Raw genomic sequence first — 13,683 nt, forward strand, 5'->3', positions numbered from 1 at the left:
ATACCAATACATCCGACCGGTCGGCGTCGCGGATGCTGTCGAACCCCGGGTTCACGCCGCGGCCGGGACGTGCGCCCGGTCAGCGGCCTGCGGCGTATCCAGCACTGCCGCGCGGGTTCGCGGCGGCGGTGAGGGTGCCGGTACCGGCGTCACGCGTCACCGCGGAGAGCCGCCCCAGCGACCAGCCGTCGACGACCACCACCGCATGCCCCCACGCGGCGAGTTCGTCGATCACGCCTGCGCCGAGCCGATCCTCCGCCACGACTCCGCGTGGCTCCCACGCGCGCGGCCAGAACGAGCTCGGCAGGTGCGTCGTGTGGAAGGTCGGGGCATCGATGGCCGCCTGCGCGGAATACCCGCCGATGATCCTCCGCAGGAGATAGGGCAGCTGCCACTGGTCCTGCTGATCACCACCGGGCGTCCCGAGCGCCTCGACCACCACTCCCTCCCGCGCGAGCAGGGTGGGTGACAGTGTCGTCCGGGGGCGGGCTCCCGGACGCAGCGCCGCCGGCGAGCTCTCGTCCAGCCATGTCATCTGCAGACGCGTGCCGGCGGCCAGTCCGAGCCCGGGAACGGCGGGCGAGGACTGGAGCCAGCCGCCAGAGGGAGTGATGCTGGCGATGTTGCCCGCGGCATCCACGACGTCGATATGGCAGGTGTCCCCCCGCGTCTCGCCCGAGCTGCGCACGGTCGGTTCGCCGACGCTGCCCCCGGTACCGGCGTGCTCGGTGAACAGAGGCGGGAGAAACGGCTCGTGGCCGGGGATCGTGCCCGGCTGCCATTCCGCGCTCGCAGAATCTCGGATCTCCGCCGCGCGGGAGCGGGCGTAGTCGTCGCTGAGCAGCACGTCCAGCGCGGGCCGCGCGTCTTCTCCGTAGTAGCCCTCGCGGTCGGCGAACGCGAGCTTGAGCGCCTCGATGGCGAGGTGCGCGCCGCGCGCCGTGGAGGGGTCGAGCTCGTCGTCCGGGAAGACGGAGAGGATGGCGAGCGCTTGCAGCAGGACGGGACCGGATCCCCAGCTCGACGCCTTGACCACGTCCACCCCGCGGAAGCGATAGGTCACCGGCTCCTCCCAAGCGGCCGCGTACCCGCGCATGTCCGCTTCGGTCAGCACGCCCCGGTAGGAGCCGCCGTCGGAGTGCCGGTGCGGCTCGGCCAGGAAGGCCGTCAGCTCGCGGGCGACGAAGCCCTCGCGCCACTCGCGGAGGGCGGAGTCGATGCGGTCGTCGCGCGACAGTCCCGTTGCGGATACGGCGGAGAGGCGGCGCAGAGCATCCGCCCACTGCGGGTTGCGGAAGGCCTCCCCCGCTTCGGGCACGCGGCCGCCGGGCATCCACAGCTCCGCCGAGGTGGGCCAATGGTCACGGAACAGCTCGGCAACCGCGCCGACCGTCCGGGCCCAGCTCGCGGCCACCGGGACGCCCCGCTCGGCGTACTCGATCGCGTACGCGGCGACATCGGTGAACTCCCACGTGCCCTGCTCACGCAGGAGCCGGAGGAGGGCGGGAAAGGCCCCGGGGATGGCGGCCGCCAGGCCCCCTGCGCCCGGGACGGCGTCGAGCCCCAGGCCGCGGTAGTGCGCGATGGTCGCTCCCGCCGGCGCGGGGCCCTGGCCCGACAGCACGCGCGGCTCGGTGCCGCGCGCGGCGACGAGTCCGACGAGGTCACCGGCGGGACCATTGAGGTGCGGTTCGGCGACGTGGAGCACGAAGCATCCCGCCACCGCGGCGTCGAAGGCGTTGCCGCCCCGCTCGAGAACGCTCTGCGCCGTGCCGGTGGCAAGCCAGTGGGTCGAGGCGGCCATTCCGTAGGAGCCGGAGAGGGTCGGCCGCGTCGTGAAGGAGGAGGGGGGAGCCCAGGGGGAATGCGACATCGTCCCATTCTTCCGGGTGTGCCGCATTCGCGTCCTACGTGACCGTCACGAGGGTGCGCTGCCACCCGGCCGATCCGTCGGGGGCGATCGGTGCCGGTTGCTCGATCTGCAGCCGGCCGTTGTTGTCGACGGCGCGGACCGTGACGTAGTGCGTGCCCGGAGTGGCGTCCCACTCGAGGACCCACTGCACCCACGTGTCGTTGTTGATCGGCGCCGCGAGGGTGGCCTCCTGCCACTCCGTGTCGTCGATGCGCACCTCGACGCGGGATATCCCCACGGTCTGAGCCCACGCCACCCCCGCGACCGGGATCCGGCCCGCACTTACTCCCGCGCCGATCTTCGGTGTGTCCACCCGGGAGGAGAACTTGATCGGCGCCTCGGCGCTGTAGCCGCGCGGCGTCCAGTACGCCTCATCCTGCGCGAAGGTCGTGACCGTCAGCTGCGTCAGCCATTTCGTCGCCGATACGTAGCCGTAGAGCCCGGGAACGACCATGCGGACCGGAAAGCCGTGCTCCAGCGGGAGGGGCTCGCCGTTCATCCCCACCGCGAGGATCGCGTCGACGCCGTCGTCGGTGAGCGAAGCCAGCGGCGTGCTGGCGGTGAACCCGTCCACGCTGCGCGAGAGCACCATGTCGGCGTTCGCGGCTGGTCCGGCCATCCGCAGGACGTCACGCAGCGGAACACCGAGCCAGGTCGCGTTGCCGACCAGGTCGCCGCCGACCTCGTTCGAGACGCACGTGAGAGTGATCGCGTACTCGTCGAGCCCCATATCGAGGAGGTCGGCGAAGCTCAGCTCGACCCGCTGGGAGACCATGCCGTCGACCACGAGCCGCCAGGCGTCGGGGTCGACGGTGGGGACGACGAGCGCGGTGTCGACGCGGTAGAACTCGTCGTTCGGGGTGAACAGCGGCGTGAGACCGGGGAGGTCGAGTTCCGCCCCGGCCGGCACGGTCACGCGGGTCCGCGGCGAGGGCAGCCGCACTGCGTCGCGGAGCGCGGTGACGGAGGTCGACACGACGCTGAGCGCGCGGGCACCGACACCCACCACGACGGCGGATGCAGCGACCAGTGCCGTGATCATGAAGAACGATCGGCGGTCGACGTTCCCGGGGTGCTCCGGGCGTGCGGCGTCCGCGGGGTCGCCCTCGCCGTCCTCGTCGACGCGAGCCGCGCCGGCTGCGGTCATCCAGCGCCGCAGTCGCGCGGTGAGCAGGATCAGGGTCGTGATCCCGGCGATTCCGCCGAGGATCGGCGGAATCCACGAGAGACCGGTGGCCCCCGACCGCGTGACGATCGCCGCGGTCGCCGCGGCGGCGCCGATGCCGAGCAGGACCGCGCCCGCGGGCCGCCGGACCAGTTCGAGAATCCCCGCGGCTGCCGCAGCGACTCCCGCGGCCACGCCGAGCCCGGCGAGGAGCACGATCTTGTCCGCCGAACCGAACGTCTCGATCGCGAATTCCTTCAGCGGCCGCGGCACCACGTCCACGACGAAGGAGCCGACCGCCAAGAGCGGACTGGCGGCGGGGGCCACCAGCAGTGCCGCCAGCTCGCTGACGGCGAGCAGGACAGCAGCGCTGACAGCGCCCACGATCGCCGCCCATCCCCACCCGCGCAGAGGTCGTCGCCGAGTCATCCGAGTCCCTTTCTGAAAGAGGGTGGAGCCGCGGCCACCGTTTCCGGCGCCGCGGCTCCCTCCGCGTCGTGCAGTCGCGATCAGGCGGCCGGGGGCATCAGCACCGTGTCGATGAGGTAGACCGTCGCGTTGGCGGTCTGCACGCCACCACAGATGACGCCGGCGCCGTTGACCATCAGCATGTCACCGCTGCCCGTCACCTCGACGTCCGCGCCCTGCACGGTCGTGTGGGTGCCGGCGATGTCATCCGGCATGACCTGCCCGGGGACGACGTGGTACGTCAGGATCGACGTCAGCAGATCGGTGTCGGTCTTGAGCGTCTCGATCGTGGCGGGGTCGATCTTGGCGAACGCGTCATCGACCGGCGCGAAGACGGTGAACTCGCTGCCGTTCAGCGTGTCGACGAGGTTCACGTCGGGGTTGAGCTGGCCGCTGACGGCTGCGGTGAGCGTGGTCAGCAGCGGGTTGTTCGAGGCGGCGACAGCCACCGGGTCCTCCGCCATGCCCGACACCGAGCCGTCGCCATCCGGAACCATCTCGGCATAGTCGGCGCAGCCTGCACCGACGAGGCTGGCGGCCGGATCCATCTGCTCTTCGGTGGCGGGGGCGCTGGACTCCGTCATCGGCTCCGAGCTCTCCTCCGTGGTGTTCGACGACCCACCCATGGAACACGCAGTGAGGGCGAAGGATGACGCGAGAACGAGGGCGAGACCGACGCTGAGGCGCTTGCGGGAAGTGATCATGAGTTCCTCCGAGATCAGGAGCCAGGGGACTCCGGTGTGCTGTGCCGCCCCGGTGGGGCAGGCCCGCCCGGGTGGGCGCGCACTTTCTCTTCGGCGCCGTCCGCGAATCGGATTCCTCGACTTTCGCTCGGCTCTCCGGCCGGGTTTGTGACGACACATGCGGACACGGTCCGCAACCTTCCTCGCGGTGGAGCGGGATCGGCTTCAGGATCAGTGCTCATCAGTCAGGCAGGGATGGGAGCAGACGCATGGCGCGATACATCACCTTCGGCGTGATCCGCACCGCTCGGTCGCGGCCACGATCGTGCGGGGGCTGGGAAGGCTGCGCGCAGCCGTGAGTGAGGGTTTCGCCTCGTCGCAGGTGCACCGCGGCTACACCCCCGGCACCCCGCAGAACGCCGTCGCGCCGCCGATCTACCAGACGACCGCCTACGAGTTCGCGTCGCTGCAGGAGGCCGCCGACATCTTCGCGCTGCGGAAAGTCGGCAACCTGTACAGCCGGTCGGCCAATCCCACCCAGCTCATCCTCGAGGAGCGCGTCGCGGCGCTCGAGGGTGGACGTGCAGCCGTGGCCGTCGCATCCGGGCAGGCGGCCGTCGCGATCACCCTCCTCGCCCTCGCCAAGGCGGGTCAGCACGTCGTGGCGGCTCGGCAGCTCTACGGCGGCACGGTGGATCTCCTCCAGGAGACTTTCGCCGACTGGGGAATCGCCGTCACCTTCGTCGACCAGGACGACCTCGACGCGTGGCGCGCGGCCGTCCGGCCCGAGACCCGCGCGCTCTTCGCCGAGTCGGTGACGAACCCCACCGCGCAGGTGCTGGACGTCTCCGGCGTCGCCGATGTCGCCCACGACGCGGGCGTGCCGCTCGTCGTGGACAACACCGTCGCCACGCCCTACCTGCAGCGGCCCGGCGAGTTCGGCGCCGACATCGTGGTGCACTCGGCAACCAAGTACCTGGGGGGCCACGGGACCTCCATGGGCGGCGTGGTCGTCGACATCGGGTCTTTCGACTTCAGCGCCGACCCCGAGCGCTGGCCGCAGCTGACCCAGCCGTACCCGCGGGTGTCCGACATCGTGCTGTGGGACCGCTTCGGCCCGCAGGGCTTCGCGTTCGCCGCGCTGCTGAAGACGAAGTACGTCCACGACCTCGGCCCCTCGCTCGCGCCGTTCAACTCCTTCCAACTGCTGCAGGGCATCGAGACGCTGGATCTGCGCATCGCCAAGCACACCGCATCCGCCCTCCAGGTCGCGCGCTTTCTCGATGCTCGCCCCGACGTCGCCGTCGTGCATCATCCCGGGCTTCCCGGCAACCGGTGGGCGGAGGCGGCACGGCGCTACCTTCCCCGGGGCGTGCCCGCCGTGTTCTCGTTCGACCTCGCCTCTTCCGGGAACGCGGAAACCGACCGCGCCCGGGTGCATCGCGTGGTCGACGGACTGCGCCTGATCAAACTCGTCGCCAACATCGGTGACGCCCGGAGCCTCGTGGCCCATCCGGCCTCGATGACCCACAGCCACCTCGACGCGGCTCAGCTGGCGGATGCCGGGATCTCCCCCACGACCATCCGCCTCTCGATCGGTCTGGAAGACCCGGCCGACCTTCTCGCCGATCTCGCCCAGGCCCTGGACGCGGCGAGCGCCATCCCCCACCCGGAGGTGTGACCATGAGCATCGATCTCGGCTACTGGAGGCCGGACCCCGTCGACTCGCCACGATCTGTCCTGTCTCGCTCGTTTTCTGCGCGTTTTGTGGCGAGTCGACAGGTTGTCGGCTCGCGGGTTCGGGTAGCTTTTCGGTATGCCGAAAAATCGTGCCGTCGCCGTGAGGCGTCTGGCAGGGATGGCGGCTGCCGCTGCCCTCCTCACAGGATGCGCGGGCGGAAACGCCGCCGCGGGAGGCGATGACCGCCCTCGCGTCCTCACCACGTTCACGGTTCTGGCCGACATGGCGCGGAACGTCGCCGGCGAGCACCTGCAGGTCGACTCGATCACGAAGGTCGGCGCCGAGATCCACGGCTATGAGCCGACCCCCGGCGACATTGCGAAAGCGTCGGAGGCCGACCTCATCGTCGACAACGGACTGAACCTCGAGGCGTGGTTCAGCCAGTTCGTCGAGTCGGCCGATGTGCCGCACGTCGTCGTCTCCGAGGGGGTGGAGGTGATCGACATCGCGGGAGACGCCTACGACGGCCGGCCTAATCCGCACGCGTGGATGAGCCCGGTGAATGCGCAGATCTACGTCGGGAACCTCGTCGACGCCTTCAGCGACCTCGACCCCGAGCACGCAGCGGACTTCGCCGCGAACGGCGCGGCATACGCCGCGGAGGTGCAGCAGATCCAGGATGACCTCGTCGGTGAGCTGTCCGCGATCCCGGAGAGCCAGCGCGCCCTGGTGACGTGTGAGGGCGCGTTCTCCTACCTCACCCGCGACGCCGGCCTCACCGAGGCGTACATCTGGCCGGTCAACGCCGAACAGCAGGCGACTCCGCAGCAGATCGCGTCGGCAATCCGATTCGTGAACGACAACGACGTGCCGGCGGTGTTCTGCGAATCGACGGTGTCCGACCGCGCGATGCAACGGGTGGTCGAGGCGACCGACGCCGAGTTCGGGGGCACACTCTACGTCGACTCGCTGTCGGAGGAGGACGGACCCGTGCCCACGTATCTCGACCTGATCCGGTACGACGCCGCGATGATCCTCGATGCCCTCACGGGCGGCGCGTCGTGACCGCGTCCATCTCCGTCGTCGACGCGACCGTCCGTTACGGCGAGGTGGTCGCGCTCGACAACGTGACGCTCGCCCTGGATCCCGGGCGGGTGACGGGCCTCATCGGGATGAACGGCGCGGGGAAGTCCACCCTGCTGAAGACCGTCCTGGGGATGATCCCGCCCGATACCGGACAGGTCCGGGTGGCAGGTGAGGCCCCCACGACGGCTCGCAAGAAGGGGCTCATCGCCTCGGTGCCGCAGAGCGAGGACGTCGACTGGGCGTTCCCCGTATCGGTCCGCGACGTGGTCCTCATGGGCCGGTACCGCCACATGGGTCTCACCCGACGTCCCCGCGCGGCAGACCACGCTGCTGTGGACGAGGCGCTCGCCCGAGTGGAGCTGACGGACCTCGCCGACCGGCAGATCGGTCAGCTGTCGGGCGGCCAGCGCAAGCGTGCGTTCGTGGCACGCGGCATCGCGCAGGATGCTGCCATCCTGCTCCTCGACGAACCCTTCGCCGGCGTGGACAAGAAGTCGGAGGCCACGATCGTGCGTCTCCTTCGCGAACTCGCCGCCGACGGCCGTACTGTGCTGGTGTCGACCCACGACCTGCACGCCCTGCCGACGCTGGCCGACGATGCGATCCTGCTCCTGCACCGCATCGTGTTCCAGGGGACGGTTGCCGATGCCCTCCTCCCCGAGAATCTCGCGCGGGCCTTCGGACTGGATGCTCCCGTGGGGGGAGGACAGAGGTGAACCCGGTGGACCTGCTGCTGGAGCCGCTGCAGTACGAGTTCATGACGCGCGCTCTCGCGACGACGGTGATCGCCGCCGTCGTGTGCGCCCTGCTGTCGTGCTGGCTCGTCCTGATCGGCTGGTCGCTGATGGGCGACGCGGTGTCTCACGCCGTACTCCCCGGCGTCGTCCTCGCCTACATCGTCGGGGCGCCCTTCGCCCTCGGCGCAGTCGTCTTCGGGCTTCTCGCCGTCGCGCTGATCGGCCTCATCCGCGGAACCAGCCGGGTGAAAGAAGACGCTGCGATGGGCATCGTCTTCACGACCTTGTTCGCGCTGGGTCTCGTCCTGATCTCGGTCACCCCGAGTCAGACCGACCTCAACCACATCATCTTCGGCAACATCCTCGGGGTGTCCGCCGGCGACCTCATCCAGATCGCCGTGCTGGCCGCGATCGCATTCGTCGTCCTCGTGATCAAGCGGCGCGATCTCACGCTCTACGCGTTCGACCCTGCCCACGCCTTCGCCATCGGGCTGTCACCGCGGATGCTGGGCGCGCTCCTCCTCGGGCTGCTGGCGATGACCGCTGTCGTGGCCCTCCAGGTGGTCGGCGTCATCCTCGTCGTGGCGATGCTCATCATCCCCGGAGCCACCGCCTACCTCCTGACCGACCGGTTCGGACGGATGCTGGTGATCGCGCCGATCCTGTCGGCGCTGTCATCCGTGGTGGGCATCTACCTGAGCTACTGGCTGGATGCGTCCTCAGCGGGTCTCGTCGTGGTCGTCCAGGGAATCGTGTTCACCGCGGTCTACCTCTTCAGCCCTGGGCACGGCGTGATCGGCCAGCTGATGCGTCGCCAGCGCGGGCCGCGTCACGCCGGAAACGTCTCCTGACGGGTGACGCCGGCGTCACCGCTCGGCGTCGTCCTCCCCCGTGGCGTCGGGCCCATCGTCGTCCGCGTCATCCCCACCGACCACATCGCCCGTGATCGTGTGCTCGCGCTCGACGTCGTTCACGACGTCGGTCTTCAGTTCGCTGGCCGGGTTCTCATCCTCGGGCGAGATCGGCGGAATGGGAGTGCTCATCATGTTCACGCTCCTTTCATGGAACCCCAGAGTAGGCATCCACGGCGCGGGGTGTTTCCCGGGTTGCGCGCGTGGCCGTCAGCAGGTAGCGGGCGGCCGTCCGAGTCGCTTTCCGACGCCGATACCGCCCGATGTGGCATGCTGAAAGCGGATTCATCACGCGAGTCCCCGCGCGGTGGAGGGAAAGCAATGGGCAAGTTCCTGTTCGAAGGTCAGCTGAAGGCGGACTTTGAGGACCGCCTTCTGGCTCACCTTCAGGTGGTGATCGGCGCCAAGCTGCGGCGCGGGGAGTCCTTCCACTTCAGTTGGAAGGACGATGCGAGCATCGGCAACGGCCGGACATCCATCTGGGTGCACCCGCACAGCGTGATCACGTACAAGTACTACGGCGGCCGCCTTCCGGCCCTCAACCGCGCGTGGGTCGACGCGCTGATGTATACCGCGAACTCTCCCCGCGGGCTGTACGTGGTCCCCGAGCCCGCGCCCGCCGCGGCGTCCACGAGAGAACAGGCGAACGATGAAGCGTATTGACATCGTCTACGGCGGCCAATCGTATTCCGTGGGCAACCGCGACATCGACGAGCTGCGCGAGGAGATCCTCACGGCGGCACGCTCCAACGAGGCGTTCTGGTTGGAGGTCAACTCTGGCGAGGGCGCACCTCGTCCGACCTCCCTGCTCGTCACCGCCGCCACCGACCTCGCTCTCATCCCGATCCCCGGAGACGAGTAGCGGTCCGCACCGCCTGCCGGGTCAGATGTCCTCGAAGTCGGACCAGCCGACCGGTAGCTCATGCTCCCCTTGAATAGCGGCTCCGGGGGACGACGTGCCGAACCGTTCCAGGTTTTCGGTCATCTCCTGTAGCCGTGTGACCAGCTCCCGGTCCACCACCTCCTCGAGCTCCAGGTCCTCGAGGCTGGAGATGACCTGGCTGGCGGGTCCGACAAGAATCTCCGAGCGGCCGGGCTCACCGTCCTCGGTCACCGTCGGGATCTCGACGGTGTCGGACGAACCGACCTGTGCGAGCGCGCGCGCGTATTCAAGGAGGGCGTGAGCGATGTCCGTTCCGGTGAGGATGGAATCGCCGGCGTAGTGAATCCGGTCCATCATTCAGGTGTATCCGCTGGCCATGGATTGTCGCCGACCCTTTCCCTCGGCGCCGGATTCCGCTAAACGGTCGCCGCAGGATCAGCCGATCGCGATGAGAGTCACGGCGAGCGCCGCAGCGGCGAACCCGACGACTTGGATGGCATGCGCTCGCTCGTGCAGACGTGCGCGCGCGAGAAGCACGGTCACCGCGGGATACAGCGCCACGAGCACCGCGGTGATGATGAGGAGACCGGAGCGCGTGGCCAGCAGGAACAGCACGTTCGCACCCATGTCGCAGACGCCGGCTATGACGATCGCACCGACGGCACCGCGATGGGGACGGAGAGCGCGCCGGGCACGCAGGCCGATGCCGATCATGAGCGCGATCGAGCCCAGCCGCGCCCCTACCAAGGGCCACAAGCCGCTGGAGGGATCCGACTGATCCAGGAGCACGAAGAACACCCCGAAGAGCGCGCCGGCGACCAGCGCGCCGCCGCTGGATGTGCTGGTGAACAGTTCGCGAGGACCCGGTAGCCGTCCGCCCTCCGCGCTGACGAGGACCGCCGCCACGACGGCGATGGCGATCCCGATCAGCGCCACGACCGACGCACGCTCCCCCAGAGCCGCGCCGACCACGACAGGGACTCCCGCGCTCCCCAGCGCTGTCAGGGGCGCGGCCACGCTCATGCTCCCCTCGGCGAGGCTGCGGTAGAAGAGGAGGAGGGCCACGCCGCCCGCCAGTCCGGCGCCGCATCCCCAGGCCACCGATGCCGGGTCTGGATCGCCCGGCACCAACGCCAGCGCTGGGACGAGGACGGCCATCCCCACAAGCTGAGAGCAGACGATCACGGCCGTGACGGCAGTGCGGCGGCTGGCGAGCCCCCCGAAGAAGTCGCCGACGCCGAACGCGATGGCGCTGCCCAGGGCCAGGATGATGGACATCTATCGGGCCGATCGTTCGACGCCGGGCTCGAACGGTGAGGGAATCACCGTGCCACGCCCAGGATATCGCGGGGGCAGCGGCTTGCCGCAAGACCCATGGTCGGGCCTACGCTGCTCGGCGTGGACGTGGGAATCGTCGAGCGCCACGCCACCGCAGAGTCGGCCGATCCCCGTGCGGGCGGTTGCCCCTCCCGCACCATCGAGACGCTCCACACCTGGTTCCGGAGACCCGGCTCTGCCGCGGGGGGTGTCCCCGGCATCCGTCCGGCATGATGGAGCTCAGCATTACGGACGGGGGCCCGCAATGACGCAGCACGACTCTTCGGACGGGATATCTGGGCTCGCGCAGCTGATGCGGGGCGAGTACGACCCTGACGCGCCGCGGGGCGCCGACCTCGATCCGGTGGCCCGGCGCCGCCGCCGTCGCCGGGGTTTGATCGTCGCGGCTGTCGTCGTCGCCGTGATGGTCGCCGCGGTCGGGGGCTATACCGGATGGGCGCTGACGGCGCCCGTGAGCGCTCCCGTCCTGTCGTCGCAGACGCCCCAGGTCGCTGTACCTCCCGCGACCACCGTCGCTCTCCCCGCCGAGGGGGCGTCAGCGATCAGCATCTCGGGCGCCGACGAGTACCTCGGCGACGCTGCGAGTGGGATCTGGGCGACCAGCGGAGCGGAGGAACCTCGGCCGATCGCAAGCATCAGCAAGCTCATCACCGCGCTGGTCGTCCTTGACGCCAAGCCCCTCGCCGGACCCGACGACCCGGGGCCCACGATCACGTTCGACAAGGCCGATCATGATCTCTACGACAGGTACTACCTGCTCGGCGCCACCATCGCTGCGATGCCGACGGGAAGTTCGATGTCGGAGCGCGACGCTCTCGCGATGATGCTGATCCCGTCGGCGAGCAACTACGCCGAGGCGGTGTCGACGTGGGCGTTCGGCTCGCAGCGCGCCTTCGTCAACGCGGCTCGGGCGTGGCTGGTAGCCCACGGCCTGACCCGAACGACCATGGTCGAGCCCACAGGGATCGACCGCCGGAACATGAGCACCCCCAGCGACCTCGTGACGCTGGGAAAACTCGCGGCATCCCACCCCACGATCGCGCAGCTCACCGCAACGCCGGCCCTCTCCCTTCCTTCCCTCGGCGGGATGGCGAACACGAACGACCTGCTCGGCGTGGCCGGAATCAATGGGCTGAAGACGGGAAACCTGGGCGAGAATCATTTCCACCTGCTGTACACCGCGTCGTTGGACGTCGGAGCGACCGAACCGCTGGCCGTCACGGGAGTGATGCTCGACGGGTTCTCGCGCGACTCCGTGAACGGCAGTGTCATCGCGCTGCTGGAGAGCATCCGCGCGGGTTTCCACGACGTGCCCGTCGCGGCTTCCGGCGATGACGTGGGTCGCGTGTCGACCCCCTGGGGATCGAGCGCGCGACTGGTCGTTCGCGACAGCGCATCGATCTTCACATGGTCTGACACACCCATCGCCGTGACGATGGAGTTGACGACCCCGACCCGGTATCAGGATGGCGAGGAAGTGGGAACGCTCACCTGGACCGCCGGGCCGAACACCGCCACCGCCGTCGTCATACTCGAGGGCAGCATCCAGCCGCCGACGCAGTGGTGGCGACTCACCCACCCCGGCGAACTCGGCGACCGGTGAGGCCGCAGCGCCCGCTCAGCTTGCCCGCCTTCGGGCAATCCGGAGAGCGATGCCTCGCGACGACTCGCTCTCCGGATGTCGGGCCGCATGCGGCGCGGGTCCTCAGGTTCCGATGCGAATCTCGACCCGGCGGTTCGTCGCCATGGCGCCGTAGTCCGGTTGGCCGCCCGGGTACTCATCGGCGAGGGGAAGGGATGACCCGTGCCCCGTCACCGCGATGGTCACGTCGCCGCGCTGACTCGTGATCACGTCGGCGACCGCTTGCGCGCGCGCCTGCGACAGCGGGATATTGACGGCGTCACCGCCGCGGGAATCGGTGTGACCGTCGACGGTGACGGATGCCCCGTCCGGGAGGTCGGCGATCAGAGCCTCCAGTGCGGCCTGCGCGCTGGTGTCCAGGTCGGCGGAGCCGTAGGCGAAGAGCACATCGGAGCCGAGCGTCAGGCTCTGGTCGTCCGCGCCCTCTTCGACGAGCAGTTCGACGGAACCCTCGATCGAGTACGCGATGATCGACTCGTCGAACTGCTCGGGCGTCGGCTCGGGTGCGTCCTCCCTGTCAACGAAGGCGCCCGCCGCGAGCAGGATGGCAACGCCGACCGCAGCTGTCGCCACCTTCATCGGTCACCGCCGATCGGGATATCGGGCAGCTCGATCGACCACTCGTCGATGGTGAAAGTGATCTCGTCGATGTCGTCTTCCGGCGCGGCGTAGACGAACCAGGACTCGAGCGGTTCGCCTTCGACCGTCTCGGCGCTGGTGTTCGTCAGCCACTCCTGCTGTCCGTCTCCCTCGATCACGCTGTACCGCTTGAGGTTCTGGCGGTCGAGGAGGACCGGTCGCAGGAAGATGTACCCGTTTATCGACGACAGCGTGTAACTCTCGCCTTCCTTGCCGAAGTGCGGCACGAAGGCGGCGCGCAGCGTCATCGTCGTTCCGTTGTCATCCCTCTCCAGGGATCGGACGATGACGTCGACGGTGCCATCCTTCAGCGTCGCTGTGGCCGTGGCCACTTCAGCTTCGGTGTTCGGCGCCTCCGCACTGGCGGACGGGCTGGGATCCGCGGAACTCGTCGACGGGGCGGGTGTCGATGGCGCACATGAGGTGATCAGGAGCACGAACGCCAGCGCGCCGGTCACCACGCCCACCCTCGATGCGGGCGGGTGGACGCGCGGTGAAATCATGCGCACAGCTTAGGGGAACGGGTCCCGCCGCACGG

The 13,683-nt window shown here is 69.4% G+C and carries 15 protein-coding genes; 7 read left to right on the top strand and 8 right to left on the bottom strand.

Translation table 11 applies throughout. The annotated features are described in order from the left end of the window. Positions 1-79: 79 nt before the first annotated feature. The 3 genes from AC4FS2_RS11095 to AC4FS2_RS11105 form a co-directional block, all read right to left on the bottom strand. Positions 80-1,873, bottom strand: coding sequence for a gamma-glutamyltransferase family protein (locus AC4FS2_RS11095; protein ID WP_491157037.1), 1,794 nt, complete (start codon positions 1,871-1,873; stop codon positions 80-82). 34 nt (positions 1,874-1,907) lie between these two features. Continuing rightward, entirely contained in the window at positions 1,908-3,506 is a 1,599-nt protein-coding gene (locus AC4FS2_RS11100) for a molybdopterin-dependent oxidoreductase (RefSeq protein ID WP_491157039.1), read from the bottom strand. Between the two features lie 80 nt (positions 3,507-3,586). Next, the gene (locus tag AC4FS2_RS11105; RefSeq protein WP_491157041.1) at positions 3,587-4,249 is read right to left on the bottom strand and encodes a fasciclin domain-containing protein; all 663 of its coding nucleotides are present in this window, start codon (positions 4,247-4,249) and stop codon (positions 3,587-3,589) included. A 334-nt stretch (positions 4,250-4,583) separates the two neighbouring features. Between AC4FS2_RS11105 and AC4FS2_RS11110 the strand changes: the two genes are divergently transcribed. The 4 genes from AC4FS2_RS11110 to AC4FS2_RS11125 all read left to right on the top strand — a co-directional run bounded on the left by AC4FS2_RS11110 (position 4,584) and on the right by AC4FS2_RS11125 (position 8,583). Further along, positions 4,584-5,909 carry an O-acetylhomoserine aminocarboxypropyltransferase/cysteine synthase family protein gene (locus AC4FS2_RS11110; protein WP_491157043.1) on the top strand — a complete coding sequence of 442 codons (1,326 nt, stop codon included), beginning with the start codon at positions 4,584-4,586 and terminating at the stop codon, positions 5,907-5,909. Positions 5,910-6,044: 135 nt separating this feature from the next. Then, positions 6,045-6,974, top strand: a complete 930-nt coding sequence (locus AC4FS2_RS11115) for a metal ABC transporter substrate-binding protein (protein WP_491157045.1) — start codon at positions 6,045-6,047, stop codon at positions 6,972-6,974. Then, positions 6,971-7,711: a metal ABC transporter ATP-binding protein gene (locus AC4FS2_RS11120; protein ID WP_491157047.1), complete on the top strand. Its 741-nt coding sequence runs from the start codon at positions 6,971-6,973 to the stop codon at positions 7,709-7,711. The genes AC4FS2_RS11115 and AC4FS2_RS11120 overlap by 4 nt, the downstream gene beginning before the upstream one ends. Continuing rightward, complete coding sequence (locus tag AC4FS2_RS11125; protein ID WP_491157049.1) at positions 7,708-8,583, top strand: metal ABC transporter permease; 876 nt, start codon at positions 7,708-7,710, stop codon at positions 8,581-8,583. The genes AC4FS2_RS11120 and AC4FS2_RS11125 overlap by 4 nt, the downstream gene beginning before the upstream one ends. A gap of 15 nt (positions 8,584-8,598) precedes the next feature. Here AC4FS2_RS11125 and AC4FS2_RS11130 read toward each other — a convergent pair whose 3' ends face one another. Then, a complete protein-coding gene (locus tag AC4FS2_RS11130; RefSeq protein WP_491157051.1) occupies positions 8,599-8,778 on the bottom strand; it encodes a hypothetical protein in 180 nt (59 codons plus the stop codon). Between the two features lie 186 nt (positions 8,779-8,964). On the opposite strand from AC4FS2_RS11130, the gene AC4FS2_RS11135 reads away from it, so the two are divergent. Both AC4FS2_RS11135 and AC4FS2_RS11140 read left to right on the top strand, forming a co-directional pair. Then, the gene (locus tag AC4FS2_RS11135) at positions 8,965-9,306 is read left to right on the top strand and encodes a DUF7882 family protein (RefSeq protein ID WP_491157052.1); all 342 of its coding nucleotides are present in this window, start codon (positions 8,965-8,967) and stop codon (positions 9,304-9,306) included. After that, a complete protein-coding gene (locus AC4FS2_RS11140) occupies positions 9,293-9,505 on the top strand; it encodes a hypothetical protein (RefSeq protein WP_491157054.1) in 213 nt (70 codons plus the stop codon). Before AC4FS2_RS11135 ends, AC4FS2_RS11140 begins: the two co-directional genes overlap by 14 nt. Positions 9,506-9,526: 21 nt before the next feature. On the opposite strand, the gene AC4FS2_RS11145 is transcribed toward AC4FS2_RS11140, so the two are convergent. Then, the gene (locus AC4FS2_RS11145) at positions 9,527-9,880 is read right to left on the bottom strand and encodes a hypothetical protein (RefSeq protein WP_491157055.1); all 354 of its coding nucleotides are present in this window, start codon (positions 9,878-9,880) and stop codon (positions 9,527-9,529) included. An 81-nt stretch (positions 9,881-9,961) separates the two neighbouring features. Further along, positions 9,962-10,804 carry an EamA family transporter gene (locus AC4FS2_RS11150; protein WP_491157057.1) on the bottom strand — a complete coding sequence of 281 codons (843 nt, stop codon included), beginning with the start codon at positions 10,802-10,804 and terminating at the stop codon, positions 9,962-9,964. A gap of 304 nt (positions 10,805-11,108) precedes the next feature. On the opposite strand from AC4FS2_RS11150, the gene AC4FS2_RS11155 reads away from it, so the two are divergent. Then, entirely contained in the window at positions 11,109-12,467 is a 1,359-nt protein-coding gene (locus AC4FS2_RS11155) for a D-alanyl-D-alanine carboxypeptidase family protein (RefSeq protein WP_491157059.1), read from the top strand. A gap of 102 nt (positions 12,468-12,569) precedes the next feature. Here the strand turns inward: AC4FS2_RS11155 and AC4FS2_RS11160 are convergent, their stop codons facing one another. Both AC4FS2_RS11160 and AC4FS2_RS11165 read right to left on the bottom strand, forming a co-directional pair. Continuing rightward, the gene (locus tag AC4FS2_RS11160; RefSeq protein ID WP_491157061.1) at positions 12,570-13,085 is read right to left on the bottom strand and encodes an OmpA family protein; all 516 of its coding nucleotides are present in this window, start codon (positions 13,083-13,085) and stop codon (positions 12,570-12,572) included. Next, positions 13,082-13,648: a hypothetical protein gene (locus tag AC4FS2_RS11165; RefSeq protein WP_491157062.1), complete on the bottom strand. Its 567-nt coding sequence runs from the start codon at positions 13,646-13,648 to the stop codon at positions 13,082-13,084. Before AC4FS2_RS11165 ends, AC4FS2_RS11160 begins: the two co-directional genes overlap by 4 nt. Positions 13,649-13,683 lie beyond the last annotated feature (35 nt).

The sequence above is a fragment of the Microbacterium sp. Z10_103 genome (genome assembly GCF_058310455.1).

Excerpts from the sequence above, each read along its gene's own strand:
- AC4FS2_RS11165 (WP_491157062.1), bottom strand. The coding sequence starts at position 13,648 with ATGATTTCACCGCGCGTCCACCCGCCCGCATCGAGGGTGGGCGTGGTG.
- AC4FS2_RS11140 (WP_491157054.1), top strand. The coding sequence starts at position 9,293 with ATGAAGCGTATTGACATCGTCTACGGCGGCCAATCGTATTCCGTGGGC.
- AC4FS2_RS11115 (WP_491157045.1), top strand. The coding sequence starts at position 6,045 with ATGCCGAAAAATCGTGCCGTCGCCGTGAGGCGTCTGGCAGGGATGGCG.
- AC4FS2_RS11130 (WP_491157051.1), bottom strand. The coding sequence starts at position 8,778 with ATGATGAGCACTCCCATTCCGCCGATCTCGCCCGAGGATGAGAACCCG.
- AC4FS2_RS11105 (WP_491157041.1), bottom strand. The coding sequence starts at position 4,249 with ATGATCACTTCCCGCAAGCGCCTCAGCGTCGGTCTCGCCCTCGTTCTC.
- AC4FS2_RS11155 (WP_491157059.1), top strand. The coding sequence starts at position 11,109 with ATGACGCAGCACGACTCTTCGGACGGGATATCTGGGCTCGCGCAGCTG.
- AC4FS2_RS11095 (WP_491157037.1), bottom strand. The coding sequence starts at position 1,873 with ATGTCGCATTCCCCCTGGGCTCCCCCCTCCTCCTTCACGACGCGGCCG.
- AC4FS2_RS11100 (WP_491157039.1), bottom strand. The coding sequence starts at position 3,506 with ATGACTCGGCGACGACCTCTGCGCGGGTGGGGATGGGCGGCGATCGTG.
- AC4FS2_RS11135 (WP_491157052.1), top strand. The coding sequence starts at position 8,965 with ATGGGCAAGTTCCTGTTCGAAGGTCAGCTGAAGGCGGACTTTGAGGAC.
- AC4FS2_RS11150 (WP_491157057.1), bottom strand. The coding sequence starts at position 10,804 with ATGTCCATCATCCTGGCCCTGGGCAGCGCCATCGCGTTCGGCGTCGGC.
- AC4FS2_RS11160 (WP_491157061.1), bottom strand. The coding sequence starts at position 13,085 with ATGAAGGTGGCGACAGCTGCGGTCGGCGTTGCCATCCTGCTCGCGGCG.
- AC4FS2_RS11145 (WP_491157055.1), bottom strand. The coding sequence starts at position 9,880 with ATGGACCGGATTCACTACGCCGGCGATTCCATCCTCACCGGAACGGAC.